This window comes from Janibacter terrae (assembly GCF_039636765.1).
GTDB classification, from domain to species: domain Bacteria; phylum Actinomycetota; class Actinomycetes; order Actinomycetales; family Dermatophilaceae; genus Janibacter; species Janibacter terrae.
The window spans coordinates 1,565,250-1,578,541 of sequence record NZ_CP144167.1; the positions used below are offsets into that span (position 1 = coordinate 1,565,250).

A 13,292-nucleotide genomic window follows, 5' to 3' on the forward strand; every position below is an offset into this window, starting at 1 on the left:
GACCCGCGCGTGAGCACCGGCGCCGGTCCGAGCCGGAGCCGACCCCGCGGGGAGCCGGCGAAGTAGAGTGGCCCGAATCCACCCGTCGGCCCGAGGAGCGCCTCGCTCGTGTACGTCAAGAGCCTCACCCTCAAGGGCTTCAAGTCGTTCGCCTCGGCGACGCACCTGCGGCTCGAGCCGGGGATCACGTGCATCGTCGGGCCGAACGGGTCCGGCAAGTCCAATGTCGTGGACGCGCTCGCCTGGGTGATGGGGGAGCAGGGGGCGAAGTCGCTGCGCGGCGGCAAGATGGAGGACGTCATCTTCGCCGGGACGACCGGCCGGGCGGCGCTGGGTCGCGCCGAGGTGACGATGACGATCGACAACACCGACGGTGCGCTGCCGATCGACTACACCGAGGTGACGATCAGCCGGACGATGTTCCGCAACGGCGGCTCGGAGTACGCGATCAACGGCACGTCGTGCCGACTGCTCGACGTCCAGGAGCTGCTCTCCGACTCGGGCATCGGTCGTGAGATGCACGTCATCGTCGGCCAGGGCCAGCTCGACGCGGTGCTGCGCGCGACGCCGGAGGAACGCCGGGGGTTCATCGAGGAGGCCGCCGGGGTCCTCAAGCACCGCAAGCGCAAGGAAAAGGCGATCCGCAAGCTCGAGGGGATGGAGGCCAACCTCTCCCGGGTCGCCGACCTGACGACCGAGATCCGCCGCCAGCTCGGGCCGCTCGGGCGCCAGGCCGAGACCGCCCGCAAGGCGGCCGTCATCCAGGCCGACGCCCGGGACGCCCGGCACCGCTTGCTCGCCGACGACCTCGTGCGGATGACCTCGGCCCTGCAGCAGGAGGTCGCCGACGAGCAGGCGATGCTCGAGCGCCGCAAGGGCCTCGAGCAGGCCGTGCTCGCCGCCCGCGCCCGGATCACCGAGCACGAGGAGGCCGGTGCCTCCGCCGCCGCCGAGCTCGCTGCCGCGCAGCAGCGCGCCGTGCGCCTCGCCTCGCTCACCGACCGACTCTCCGCCACCGCCTCCCTGGCCGCCGAGCGGGTGCGCCTGCTCGGGCAGGACGAGCAGGAGGAGACGACGAGCGGGCGCGACCCCGAGGCCCTGCGCGCCCAGGCCGCCCAGGCCCGCGGCGACGAGGAGGCGCTGCGCGCCGAGGTCGCCGCGATCACCGAGCAGCTCGCCGCGGCCGTCGCCGCGCGCGAGGCCGCCGAGCAGGCCCACGCCGCGGAGCAGCGGCGGATCGCCACCCTCGCCCAGCGGGCGGCCGACCGCCGCGAGGGCCTCGCCCGGCTCGCCGGCCAGGTGGGCGCCCGGCGCTCCCGCGTCGAGGCCCGCGAGGCAGAGGTCGGGCGCCTCGAGGAGGTCGTCGCGACCGCCCTGGCCCGGGCCGACGAGGCCGAGCGCGAGTTCACCCGCCTCGAGGGCACGATCGCCGACGAGGAAGGGAGCGAGGAGGGCCTGGACGAGGTCTACGAGCGCGCCGCCGACGCCCACGACGCGGCCGCCCAGGAGGTCGAGCGCATCGTCGAGGCCGGCCGGGCCGCCGAGCGCGAGCGCGACTCCGCCCGTGCCCGTCTCGAGGCCCTCGAGATGAGTCTGCGTCGCAAGGACGGCGTGGAGTCGCTGCGCGAGGCCGCGGACGCCGACCACGAGATCATCGGCTCGGTCGCCGAGCTCGTCACCGTGACCGGGGGCCACGAGGCGGCCGTCGCCGCGGCCCTCGACCAGGCCGGCAACGCGCTCGCGGTCGGCAGCGTCGACGCCGCCGCCCGCGCGGTCGAGCGCCTGCGCACCGACGACGCGGGTCGCGCGACGCTCGTCGTCGGTGCGACCGCCCGCCCCTCCGACCGGGCCGGCTGGCCGGCCCTGCCGGACCACGCCGTCTGGGCGCTCGACGTCGTCGAGGCCCCCGACGGGGTCCGCCCCGCCGTCGAGCAGGTGCTCGAGCGTGTCGCCCTCGTGCCCGACACCCCGAGCGCCCTCGCGCTCGTCGATGAGCTGGGCCACCTCACCGCGGTCACCAGCGACGGGGACGTCTACGGGCCGGGGTTCGTCCGCGGGGGGTCGAGCGCCGCGCCGAGCCTGCTCGAGCTGCAGGCCGCCGTCGACGAGACGCGCGCGACGCTCGAGGACGCCACCCGCCGCAGCGAGGAGGCGACCTTCGCCCTCACCACCGCGCGGGCCGTGCTCGCCGAACGAGTCGAGGGGCGCGACGCGGCGATGGAGGCCCTCCACGAGTCCGACGCGCGCATGGCCGCGGTCGCCGAGCAGCTCGGTGGGCTCGGCACGACGACCCGTACCGCTCGGGCCGAGGCCGAGCGCACCCGCACGAAGATCGCCGAGGTCACCACGGCCCTGGAGGCCGACCGCACCGAGCTCGCCGAGCTCGAGCAGCGCCTCGAGGACGCGTCCGCCGCGCCCGTCGAGGACGACGCCGAGGAGGTCACCGACGACCGTGAGCGTCTCGAGCTCGAGGCCCGCGCGGCCCGGGCCGCCGAGACCGAGGTGCGTCTCGCCCTTCGCACCAAGGAGGAGCGCGCCCGCTCGCTCCACGGCCGGGCCGAGTCGCTCGAGGGCGCCGCCCGCAACGAGATCGCCGCCCGTGAGCGCCTGCGGGCGCGAAGGGAGCGTCGCCGCCGGGAGGCCGAGGTCGCCGCCGCCGTCGAGACCGCCGCGCGCTGGTCCGGCGAGCGCATCGCGGCCGCCGCCCGGGTCGCGGCCGAGCAGCGCGACGCGGGGGAGTCCGCCCGCACCGAGCGCGACGAGGCCCTGCGGGTGCTGCGGACAGAGCTGGCCGAGCAGCAGGACGCGCTGCGCGAGCTGACCGACGAGGTCCACCGCGACGAGGTCGCGCGGGCCCAGCAGATCGCGCGGATCGAGCAGCTGCAGGCCAAGGCGATCGAGGAGCTCGGCGTCGACCCCGACGTGCTCATGGAGGAGTTCGGCCCGCACCGCCTGGTCCCGCACGTCGCGGGACCCGACGAGGACCCGGAGTCAGAGGACTTCCCCGACCCGCAGCCCTACGTCCGCGAGGTCCAGGAGAAGCGCCTGCGCACCGCCGAGCGCGGCCTGAAGGCCCTGGGCAAGGTCAACCCGCTGGCGCTCGAGGAGTTCGCGGCGCTCGAGGAGCGGCACACCTTCCTCTCGACCCAGCTGGAGGACCTGCGCCAGTCCAGGAAGGACCTCCTGGACATCGTCGCGGAGATCGACGAGCGGGTGGAGCAGGTCTTCTCCGAGGCCTTCGCCGACACCGCCGAGCAGTTCGAGGGCGTCTTCTCCCGCCTCTTCCCCGGGGGCGAGGGGAGGCTGCTCCTCACGGACCCGGCCAACATGCTCACGACGGGCATCGAGGTCGAGGCCCGCCCGCCGGGCAAGAAGGTCAAGCGCCTGTCGCTGCTCTCCGGTGGTGAGCGCTCCCTCGTCGCCGTCGCCCTGCTCGTGTCGATCTTCAAGGCCCGGCCCTCGCCCTTCTACATCATGGACGAGGTCGAGGCCGCCCTCGACGACACCAACCTCGGGCGCCTGATCATGCTCTTCGAGGAGCTGCGCGACTCCAGCCAGCTGATCGTCATCACCCACCAGAAGAAGACGATGGAGGTCGCCGACGCCCTCTACGGCGTCTCGATGCGCGGCGACGGGATCACCACTGTCGTGAGCCAGCGCCTGCGCGACGTGGCCCCCGCGGGCGAGCAGCAGCCGGCCTGACCCCCTTCGCCCCGGTCCGTCCGGCGGGTCGGGTTGAGACGCCGCGCCGCCCGGGAGACGATGGGCCCCATGACCGCCATGATCGTGGGCCTGCTGATCTGCCTCGCCCTGTCCCTCGCCGTGATGGCGATCGTCGCCCTGCCCGCCCGACGCGAGGGCCGCGAGATCCTCACGGCGCGCGGGGAGCGGGTCGTGGTCAAGGTCCGCGAGAGCGCCGACGGGGCCGCGAGCAGCGCCTCGAGCCTCATCTCCAGCGCCGCGCCCGGCAAGCGCAAGGCCTCATGAGCGCCGCACCCGAGGACGTCCCGGCCTTCCGCGGGCCGGTGGACCCACGGGTGCGTCCGCAGGACGACCTCTTCGGGCACGTCAACAACCACTGGCTGCAGGCCGTGCAGATCCCGTCCGACCGCGGTCGGTACGGGGTCTTCGACGTGCTGCGCGAGCAGGCCGAGGAGGACGTCCGCGTGCTCATCGAGGAGGTGAGCGCCGGCGTCGAGTCCGGCGAGCTGGCCGCCGACGACGTCGCGGGCAAGGTCGGTGCGCTCTACCGCTCCTTCCTCGACGAGGCGCGCGCCGACGAGCTCGGGGTCGAGCCGATCCGCGACCTGCTCGAGAGCGTCGACACCGCCACGAGCATCCCGGACCTCGTCGCCCTCACCGGGCGCCTCGGGCGCGAGGGCGTGAGCGGGTTCGTCCTCCCCTTCGTCAACACCGACGACAAGGACTCCTCGCGCTACGTCGTCTACCTCGAGCAGGGCGGCCTGGGCCTGCCCGACGAGTCCTACTACCGCGAGGAGCAGCACGCGCCGATCCTCGCGGCCTACCGTGACCACGTCGCGCGGCTCCTCACCCTCGCGACCGGTCTCGACGACGAGACCGCGGCACGGACCGCCGAGCGGGTCGTCGACCTCGAGACCCGGCTCGCCGAGAGCCACTGGGACCGCGTCGCCAACCGCGACCCGGTGAAGACCTACACGCTCGTCGACGCGGCCGGCCTCACCGAGCTCGCGCCCGCCGTCGACTGGGCTGCGTGGGCGCGCGGCCTGGGGGCAGGCGCCCCCTTCGACGAGGTCGTCGTGCGCCAGCCCGACTTCCTCCGCGGCCTCACCGCGGCCCTCGACGGCGTCGACCTGGCCACCTGGCAGGACTGGCTGCGGGTACGCATCGTCCAGTCCCACGCCGCCTACCTCGACGCGCGGATCGTCGAGGCGGAGTTCGACTTCGTCGGCCGGACCCTCTCCGGCATCCCGGAGCAGCGCGCCCGTTGGAAGCGCGGGGTCTCGCTCGTCGACGCCTCCCTCGGCGAGGCCGTCGGCGAGCTCTACGTCGCCCGCCACTTCCCGCCGGCCGCCCGCGAGCGGATGGCCGAGCTCGTCGACCACCTCGTCGAGGCCTTCCGTCGCTCCTTCGAGGCGTCGACGTGGATGGGCGAGGGGACGAAGGGGGAGGCCCGCGCCAAGCTCGACGCCTTCACCCCCAAGGTCGGTCACCCGCAGCGGTGGCGCGACTACTCCGCGCTCGAGATCCGCGAGGACGACCTGGTGGGCAACGTGCGACGCGTCGCGGCCTTCGAGGTCGACCGCCAGCTCGCCAAGCTCGGCGGTCCGGTCGACCGGGACGAGTGGTTCCTCACGCCCCAGACGGTCAACGCGTACTACAACCCCGGCCTCAACGAGATCGTCTTCCCCGCGGCGATCCTCCAGCCGCCCTTCTTCGACGCCGAGGGCGAGGACGCCGACAACTACGGCGGCATCGGTGCGGTCATCGGCCACGAGATCGGGCACGGCTTCGACGACGCCGGCTCGACCTTCGACGGGCAGGGCAACCTGCGTGACTGGTGGACCGCGTCCGACCGCGAGGCCTTCGACGAGCGTCGCGAGGCGCTCATCGCGCAGTTCGACGCGTACACGACCCGCCACGCGCCGGGCCACACCGTCAACGGCGCCCTGACCGTCGGCGAGAACATCGGCGACATCGGCGGGCTGGCCATCGGGCACGCGGCCTACCGCATCGCGGTCGGTGACGAGGTCGCGCAGCAGGTGGGCGAGGACGGACTGACCGGCGACCAACGCTTCTTCAACAACTGGGCCCGCGTGTGGTGCGGCGACGCCCGCACCGAGGAGGCCGTGCGCCTGCTCGCCGTGGACCCGCACAGCCCGCAGGACGTGCGGGGCAACGCCGTGCGCAACATCGACGCCTTCCACGAGGCCTACGGCACCCGTGAGGGCGACGGCATGTGGCTCGCGCCCGAGCAGCGGGTGACGCTCTTCTGACCGGGCCCCGCGACCGCAACGCCGAGGGACGGGCCGAGCAGGCCCGTCCCCGAGACGGGCTGGGGCGACCGCTCCCGTACGGCAGCCCCGGCGCCGAGCGGGTCGAGGCGCGCGAGCGCACGCCCGACGAGGCGCTCGCCGAGGCCCAGGAGTGGCTCGACCGGGGCATGCCCTTCCACGCCCACGAGGTCCTCGAGGAGCAGTGGAAGTCCGCGCCCGAGCCGGAGCGCGCCCTCTGGCAGGGCCTGGCCCAGCTCGCCGTCGGCCTGACGCACCAGCGCCGCGGCAACCGGCGCGGCGCCACCACCGTCACGACGCGAGGCGCTGACGCCATCGAGCGCTACGTCGCCATCGCCCCGCACGGGATCGACGTCGCCGGGCTGCTCGTCTGGGCACGCGCCCTCGCGGCCCGTCCGGAGGAGACGGTGCCGGTGCCCTCCCTTCGCTCCTGACGGGTTCTGCGCGACCGGCCGAGGCTGCGAAGATGTCCCCGTGATGGGTATCGACACACTGACCGAGTACATCGCCGTCGCCGTCGGCCTGCTGGTCGTCCTCGGCGGGCTGATCGCCGCCTTCCTGCGCGGTGGCGGCGGCAGGACCAAGGAGCTGCCGCCGGAGCAGCGTCCGCCGGAGCGGCCGAAGGGCAGCGCGGACCACCGCAGCGGGTCGATCGTCCTCGACCGCCCGAGCGAGCACGCCAAGGCGCAGGCACCCCCCACGAAGGGGGACGAGGCGCCCGTCGACGAGCCCGCCGAGGCACCCGCCCCCGAGCCGGCTGCGGACGAGCCGGCCGCCGCCGAGCCGGCCGCGGACGAGGACTTCACCCCCCTGCGCCCCGACGCCGACGTCGAGCGGGCCCGCACGGCCCCGCCGGCCGCGACCCCCGAGCCGACGCTGGAGCCGGAGGTCACGGTCCCGGAGCCGGAGGCCGCCGCGGTCGAGCCCGAGATCGAGACCCCGGCGCCGACCCGCGACCGGATGCGGGCGCTGCGCTCGCGACTGGCCCGCTCCAACGGTGCCATCGGCAAGGGCCTGCTCGCGCTGCTGTCGCAGGGCCGGCTCAGCGAGGAGGACTGGGAGGAGGTCGAGGACACGCTGCTGGCGGCGGACCTCGGTCTGGAGCCGACCACCGAGCTCGTCGACTCGCTGCGCGAGCACGTCTCCGTCGACGGGACGACCGACCCCGAGATCGCCAAGGACTGGCTCTACCAGGACCTCCTCGCGCTCGTCGACCCGAGCATGGACCGGGGTCTCGCGGCCTCACGCGTCGACGGCCGCCCCGCGTGCATCCTCGTCGTCGGCGTCAACGGCACGGGCAAGACGACGACCGTCGGCAAGCTCGCCCGCGTGCTGGTCGCCAACGACCGGGACGTGATCCTCGGGGCGGCGGACACCTTCCGCGCGGCCGCCGCCGACCAGCTCGAGACCTGGGGTGCCCGCGTCGGGGTCCCCACCGTGCGCAGCGACCGGGAGGGCGCCGACCCCGCGGCGGTCGCCTTCGACGCCGTCAAGGCCGCGGCCGACACCGAGGTGGACGTCGTGATCATCGACACCGCCGGTCGGCTGCACAACAAGGTCGGCCTCATGGACGAGCTGGCCAAGGTCAAGCGCGTCATCGAGAAGCAGACCCCGATCGACGAGGTCCTGCTCGTCCTCGACGCGACCACCGGCCAGAACGGCCTGGCCCAGGCCAAGGTCTTCTCCGAGGCCGTCGACGTCACCGGCGTCGTGCTCACCAAGCTCGACGGCACCGCCAAGGGCGGCATCGTCGTCGCCGTGCAGCGCACCCTCGGGGTGCCGGTCAAGCTCGTCGGGCTCGGTGAGGGACCGGACGACCTGGCGCCCTTCGTGCCGGAGGCCTTCGTCGACGCGATCGTCGGCTGACCCCTCCCGCGCACGACGCAGGCCCCGACCGTCACGGTCGGGGCCTGCGTCGTGCCGCGCTCAGCCCAGCGTCTGGTTGAAGGTCAGGTAGTAGCGCAGCTGCGTGCTCGTGCTGACCGCCCACGCGGTCTCGACGGTGACGGTCGAGCGGCGAGTGCTGCTGCCGGGGACGGGCGCGGTGCAGGAGGTCGTGCGGCCCGCGACGAGCACGAGCGGGGACGAGCAGGAGATCTCGGACCGGGTGTGCCCGTACTGGCTCATGCCCCGGGCGATCTGCCCCTCGAGGTCGTCCGCCGAGAGCGTCCGGCTCGTGTCGGTGTTGGCGGTGGAGCCGGCCGGTGTGGGCGGGATCGACTGCGTCGGGGCGCTCGTCGGACCCGTCGTGGCCGTGCTCGACGGGTCCGTCGTCGACGGCACGGTGGGCGTGGTCGTGCTCGACGGGTCCGTCGTGGGCGGCTCCGTCGTGGGCGGCTCGGTCGTCGGCGTCTCGGTCACGGTCTGCGCCGTCGAGGTCACGTCGCGGTCGGACAGCGTGTACAGGCCGATGCCGCCGCACAGGCAGAAGACGAGGAGGAGGGCGATGCCACCCACGATCCACGCCCAGAGGGGGACCCCGCCCTTCTTCGGCGGTCCGTAGCCGGGCGGTCCGTAGCCGGGCGGCCCGTAGCCGGGGGGCCCGTAGCCGGTCGGGCCCTGACCGGGAGTGCCGTACGGGTAGCCACCGGGCCGTCCGGGGCCGGGAGGTGGTGTCGTCATGGGTGCCCCTGCTCGGGTGACGGGAGGGCGCACGCCGGCGTGCCCCCGGGGAACATGTGTCGGTGTGCCGCGACCCACCGGTAGGCCCGGGCCGACAGGCGGCGCAGCCCGGGAGCGTCGACGAGGTGCCCGAGCGGCCGGCCCCACCAGCGTCCCGCGCGCAGCAGCGCGGCGACGGCCGCGTGGCCGGAGACGACACGTCCCTCGGCGTCGACCCACTGCAGGGCCTCCACGCACTGCTGCCGGGTCAGCCCGAGGGCCGCGAGGTCGAGGTGCTGGCTGGCGGCGATGTCGAAGTCCGCGGGGGAGCGGCGCACGTGGCGCTCGGCGAAGGCGGCCGACGTCGTGCACATCCCGCAGTCACCATCGAAGACGAGGACCGGACGCATGGGCCTCACCCTAGACCGGTACCCGGCGCCTCCCTCCGCCGAAGACGACCGGGGCGGTGTTTACATGACCGTCACGACCGTGAGCCGGTCGCAACATGATCGAAACGCTCGTCCGCGCCTGTTGAAACATCGGGGCACGACGCTGTCGCCCATGACCACAGCACTCGTGCCGCTCGCGGCCGACCCCCCTGCCATCGACTCGTCCGCGACGGCCTTCATGATCATCTGCGCAGCCCTCGTGCTGCTGATGACCCCCGGCCTCGCCCTCTTCTACGGCGGCATGACCCGCGCCAAGTCCGTGCTCAACATGATGATGATGAGCTTCGGCGCCATGGGCGCCGCAGGCGTCGTCTACGTCCTGTGGGGCTACTCGATGTCCTTCGGCGGCTCCGACATCGGCGGCGTCCTGGCCGACCCCTTCGAGAAGTTCGGGCTCCGCGGCGTCGCGAGCACCCTCGAGGGCGTGACCGGCACGGTCGGCGCCGACGGGATGCCCGTCATCGACGTCTTCGGTGCCGACGTGTGGATCCCCGAGGTCCTCTTCGCCGGCTTCCAGCTGACCTTCGCGATCATCACCGTCGCGCTCATCAGCGGCGCCGTCGCCGACCGCGTGAAGTTCTCGACGTGGATGGTCTTCGTGCCCGTGTGGCTCACGGTCGTCTACTTCCCGATCGCCCACATGGTGTGGGGCGGCGGGCTGCTCTCCGCGGCAGAGCACAGCCTGTCCTCATGGCTCTTCGGGGTCGCTGACGGCGCCGCCGCGGTCGCTCCCATCGACTTCGCCGGCGGCACGGTCGTCCACATCAACGCCGGCACCGCCGGTCTCGTCCTGGCCCTCGTCGTCGGCAAGCGGCTCGGCTTCGGCCGGACCGCGATGCGCCCGCACAACGTGCCGCTCGTCATGATCGGCGCCGGCCTGCTGTGGTTCGGCTGGTTCGGCTTCAACGCCGGCTCCGAGCTCGCGGCCGACGGCGTCGCCAGCCTCGTCTGGGTCAATACCACCGCCGCGACCGCGGCCGCCATCCTCGGCTGGATGCTCGTGGAGAAGATCCGCGACGGGCACGCCACCTCCATCGGTGCCGCCTCCGGGGTCGTCGCCGGGCTCGTCGCCATCACCCCCGCGTGCGGCGCCCTCTCGCCCGTCGGCTCGCTCGTCCTCGGCGCCGTCGCCGGCGGGCTCGCCGCCCTCGCCGTCGGGCTGAAGTACCGCTTCGGCTACGACGACTCGCTCGACGTCGTGGGTGTCCACCTCGTCGCCGGCCTGTGGGGCACCGTCGGTGCCGGCCTGCTCGCCACCGGCTCCGGCCTCTTCTACGGGGGCGGCGTGCAGCAGACCGTCCTCCAGGTCGTCGTCGCCCTCGTCAGCCTCGTCGTCTCGGCGGTCCTGACCTGGGTCATCGCCATGGCGCTCAAGCTCACGATGGGCTGGCGCGTCGACGAGGAGGACGAGGTCGCCGGCATCGACGCCGCCGAGCACGCCGAGTCCGCCTACGACCTCGTCGCCCGGGGAGGTCGCCTGGGCGTCACGTCCAGCGGTGCCCAGCACGATGCCCGTCACCACGAGGAGACCACCGAAGGAGCCCGAGCATGAAGCTCGTCACCGCCATCATCAAGCCCCACCAGATCGACGACGTGAAGGAGTCGCTCGAGGCCTTCGGCATCACCGGGATGACGGTGAGCGAGGCGAGCGGCTACGGCCGCCAGCGTGGGCACAGCGAGGTCTTCCGCGGTGCGGAGTACACGGTCGACTTCGTGCCGAAGATCCGCCTCGAGGTCCTCGTCGAGGACGTCGACGTCCAGTCGGTCGTCTCCGTCGTCGTCGCCGCCGCCCGCACCGGTCGCATCGGTGACGGCAAGGTCTGGGTGACCCCGGTCGAGGACGTCGTGCGCGTGCGCACCGGGGAGAAGGGCGTCGAGGCCATCTGAGCCTCGTCACCCCATGACCCGCCCCGTGCCCGACATGCGCGCCGTGCGCCTCGACCTCGCCGGCACCCGGGAGTTCACCGCTCCCGGGGCCGGCGCGGTCCGGCGTGCGGCCATCACCGCCGCCACCCGCACGTGGCTCGCCGAGCTCCACGCGGCCGCCGTCGGCGACCGCGAGGGGATCGCCCTGGCTGCCGTCGGGTCCCTAGGCCGTGGCTGGTCGGGTCCCCTGAGCGACCTCGACCTCGTGCTCGTGCACGACGGGCGCAGCGTCGCCGCCGGGGACCTCGCCGGCGCGGCCGAGCGGCTCTGGTACCCGATCTGGGACTCCGGCCTGGCCCTCGACCACTCCGTCCGCTCAGCCGCCCAGTGCCGCGCCGTCGCCCGCGACGACCTCTCGGCCGCCGTCGGCCTCCTCGACATCACGCACGTCGCCGGCGACGAGGACCTCGTCGCCGGCGTGCGCTCCACCGTCGCCCACGACTGGCGGGCTGGTGCCCGCACCCGGCTGCCGCAGTTCCTCGAGTCGGTGCGGGCCCGGCACCATCGCCACGGGGACCTCGGCCAGCAGATCGAACCCGACCTCAAGGAGGCCCTCGGCGGGATCCGCGACGTCACCGTGCTCCACGCCCTGACCCGGGCCTGGCTCACCGACCGCCCCCACGGCGCGGTCGACCCGGCGCTCGGGCGGCTGCTCGACGTGCGCGACGCCCTGCACGTCGTGAGCGGCCGGGGTCGCGACCGGCTGCTGCGCGAGGAGCACGACGCCGTCGCCGCGCTGCTCGGCCTGCCGGACGCCGACGAGCTGCTCACCCTCGTCTCGACCTCGGCCCGCACCATCGCGTGGGCCCTCGGGTCGACGATGCGGCGGGCCGGCCAGAGCCAGCGGGCCCGCACCCTGCGGGTCGGGCCACGACGTCCCGCGATGTCACCGCTCGGGCACGGGCTCTTCGCCCACGACGGCGAGGCCGTCCTCGGCTCGACCCGCCTGGTCGCCAGCGACCCCACACTGCCGCTGCGCGCCGGCGTCGCCGCCGCCCGCAACCGGCTGCCCCTGGCGCCGCAGACCCTCACCAACCTCGCCACCTGCCCCGACCTGCCGAGCCCGTGGGACCGGCACGCGCTGGACCTGCTCACCGACCTGCTCGCCGCCGGGCCGGGCCTCGAGACCGTCTGGGAGGGGCTCGACCAGGCCGGCGTGGTCGAGCGGTGGCTGCCCGAGTGGACCGCCGTGCGCTCCCGGCCCCAGCGCAACCCGGTGCACCGGCACACCGTCGACCGGCACCTGCTCGAGACCGTGGCGCAGGCGGCCGCGCTCACCCGCGACGTCGCCCGGCCCGACGTGCTGCTCCTGGCCGCCCTCCTGCACGACATCGGCAAGGTCGCCGGCGCGAGGGACCACTCGCGCACCGGCGCCGGGATCGCCGAGCGCGTGCTCGCGCGGTGGGGCCTGCCCGACCCCGACCGGGAGGTCGTCGTGCTGCTCGTGCGCGAGCACCTCACCCTCGTCGAGACCGCGACGCGCCGGGACCTCGCCGAGCCGGCCACCGCGGCGAGCGTGTGCGAGCTCGTCGGGCAGGACGCGTCGACCTTCGAGCTGCTGCGGGCCCTCACCATCGCCGACGCCCGCGCCGCCGGCCCCAAGGCGTGGACCGACTGGCGCGCCAGCCTGCTCGACACCCTCACCGGCCAGGTGCGGGCCCTGCTCACAGGCAACGCGCCGCCCGTCCCGCCCCTCGCGCCCGCGCCGCAGGTCGATGACGCTGCCCTCGGGGACGTCGTCGCCGGGCGACCGCACGTGCGGGTCGAGCCGGGGCCCGGGGGATGGACCGTCACCGTGCACGCACAGGACCGGGTGGGCCTCTTCGCCGACACCGCAGGCCTCCTCGCCGCCCACGGCATGACGGTGCGACGGGCCCGGCTGGCGACCGTCGACGGCATCGCCGTGGACGAGTGGTTCGTCGAGTCACCGGGCGGCGACCCCCCCGAACCCCTGCGCGTCACCGCGGGACTGCTCCGGCTGGGCGCCGGCGACCGCGCCGCGCTCGGCTCGCTCGCACGCCGCCGGGCGGCCGGCGGCGCGACCGCCGCCGGCGGGACGCGGGCCTTCGTGCTCCCGGGCGTCGGCGGCGGGGCCACCGTCATCGAGGTGCGTTCGCAGGACCGCCCCGGGCTGCTCCACGACATCGGCGTCGCGCTCGCAGGCCAGGACGTGGCCGTGCGGTCGGCGCACATCTCCACCTTCGCCGGCCAGACCCTGGACACCTTCTACGTGACCGGCCGCGACGGACGGGCGCTCGGCCCGGCGGCCGTGGCCCGCCTCCTCGCGACGGTGATCGACGCCTGCGACGGCGCGTGATCCTCC

Annotated in this window: 10 protein-coding genes; 8 read left to right on the top strand and 2 right to left on the bottom strand. The window is 74.5% G+C overall.

Annotation, left to right across the window (positions count from 1 at the left end; translation table 11 throughout):
* Nucleotides 1–108 precede the first annotated feature (108 nt).
* From smc to ftsY, 5 genes are all read left to right on the top strand, one after another.
* Nucleotides 109–3,702: a chromosome segregation protein SMC gene (smc, locus tag V3C34_RS07780; protein ID WP_346008462.1), complete on the top strand. Its 3,594-nt coding sequence runs from the start codon at nucleotides 109–111 to the stop codon at nucleotides 3,700–3,702.
* Between the two features lie 69 nt (nucleotides 3,703–3,771).
* Entirely contained in the window at nucleotides 3,772–3,987 is a 216-nt protein-coding gene (locus V3C34_RS07785; RefSeq protein WP_170307463.1) for a hypothetical protein, read from the top strand.
* Nucleotides 3,984–5,975: a M13 family metallopeptidase gene (locus tag V3C34_RS07790; protein WP_338538412.1), complete on the top strand. Its 1,992-nt coding sequence runs from the start codon at nucleotides 3,984–3,986 to the stop codon at nucleotides 5,973–5,975. The genes V3C34_RS07785 and V3C34_RS07790 overlap by 4 nt, the downstream gene beginning before the upstream one ends.
* Nucleotides 5,939–6,427, top strand: coding sequence for a DUF309 domain-containing protein (locus V3C34_RS07795; protein ID WP_082807551.1), 489 nt, complete (start codon nucleotides 5,939–5,941; stop codon nucleotides 6,425–6,427). Before V3C34_RS07790 ends, V3C34_RS07795 begins: the two co-directional genes overlap by 37 nt.
* A gap of 43 nt (nucleotides 6,428–6,470) precedes the next feature.
* Nucleotides 6,471–7,859, top strand: a complete 1,389-nt coding sequence (ftsY, locus tag V3C34_RS07800; protein ID WP_068422404.1) for a signal recognition particle-docking protein FtsY — start codon at nucleotides 6,471–6,473, stop codon at nucleotides 7,857–7,859.
* A gap of 60 nt (nucleotides 7,860–7,919) precedes the next feature.
* Here the strand turns inward: ftsY and V3C34_RS07805 are convergent, their stop codons facing one another.
* Together V3C34_RS07805 and V3C34_RS07810 are read right to left on the bottom strand one after the other, a co-directional pair.
* A complete protein-coding gene (locus V3C34_RS07805) occupies nucleotides 7,920–8,615 on the bottom strand; it encodes a DUF4333 domain-containing protein (protein ID WP_346008463.1) in 696 nt (231 codons plus the stop codon).
* Nucleotides 8,612–9,004: a thiol-disulfide oxidoreductase DCC family protein gene (locus V3C34_RS07810; RefSeq protein ID WP_068325167.1), complete on the bottom strand. Its 393-nt coding sequence runs from the start codon at nucleotides 9,002–9,004 to the stop codon at nucleotides 8,612–8,614. Before V3C34_RS07810 ends, V3C34_RS07805 begins: the two co-directional genes overlap by 4 nt.
* A 151-nt stretch (nucleotides 9,005–9,155) precedes the next feature.
* On the opposite strand from V3C34_RS07810, the gene V3C34_RS07815 reads away from it, so the two are divergent.
* From V3C34_RS07815 to V3C34_RS07825, 3 genes are read left to right on the top strand one after another with little or no spacing between them, the layout of a single operon-like run.
* The gene (locus V3C34_RS07815; protein WP_346008464.1) at nucleotides 9,156–10,595 is read left to right on the top strand and encodes an ammonium transporter; all 1,440 of its coding nucleotides are present in this window, start codon (nucleotides 9,156–9,158) and stop codon (nucleotides 10,593–10,595) included.
* Nucleotides 10,592–10,930, top strand: a complete 339-nt coding sequence (locus V3C34_RS07820) for a P-II family nitrogen regulator (protein WP_068325165.1) — start codon at nucleotides 10,592–10,594, stop codon at nucleotides 10,928–10,930. The genes V3C34_RS07815 and V3C34_RS07820 overlap by 4 nt, the downstream gene beginning before the upstream one ends.
* Nucleotides 10,931–10,943: 13 nt before the next feature.
* The gene (locus tag V3C34_RS07825) at nucleotides 10,944–13,286 is read left to right on the top strand and encodes a [protein-PII] uridylyltransferase (RefSeq protein ID WP_346008465.1); all 2,343 of its coding nucleotides are present in this window, start codon (nucleotides 10,944–10,946) and stop codon (nucleotides 13,284–13,286) included.
* Nucleotides 13,287–13,292: the final 6 nt, after the last annotated feature.

What these genes read in the sequence shown, in the direction of transcription:
- V3C34_RS07785 (WP_170307463.1), top strand. Translation starts at nt 3,772, where the DNA reads ATGACCGCCATGATCGTGGGCCTGCTGATCTGCCTCGCCCTGTCCCTC.
- V3C34_RS07790 (WP_338538412.1), top strand. Translation starts at nt 3,984, where the DNA reads ATGAGCGCCGCACCCGAGGACGTCCCGGCCTTCCGCGGGCCGGTGGAC.
- ftsY (WP_068422404.1), top strand. Translation starts at nt 6,471, where the DNA reads ATGGGTATCGACACACTGACCGAGTACATCGCCGTCGCCGTCGGCCTG.
- V3C34_RS07805 (WP_346008463.1), bottom strand. Translation starts at nt 8,615, where the DNA reads ATGACGACACCACCTCCCGGCCCCGGACGGCCCGGTGGCTACCCGTAC.
- V3C34_RS07810 (WP_068325167.1), bottom strand. Translation starts at nt 9,004, where the DNA reads ATGCGTCCGGTCCTCGTCTTCGATGGTGACTGCGGGATGTGCACGACG.
- V3C34_RS07815 (WP_346008464.1), top strand. Translation starts at nt 9,156, where the DNA reads ATGACCACAGCACTCGTGCCGCTCGCGGCCGACCCCCCTGCCATCGAC.
- V3C34_RS07820 (WP_068325165.1), top strand. Translation starts at nt 10,592, where the DNA reads ATGAAGCTCGTCACCGCCATCATCAAGCCCCACCAGATCGACGACGTG.
- V3C34_RS07825 (WP_346008465.1), top strand. Translation starts at nt 10,944, where the DNA reads ATGACCCGCCCCGTGCCCGACATGCGCGCCGTGCGCCTCGACCTCGCC.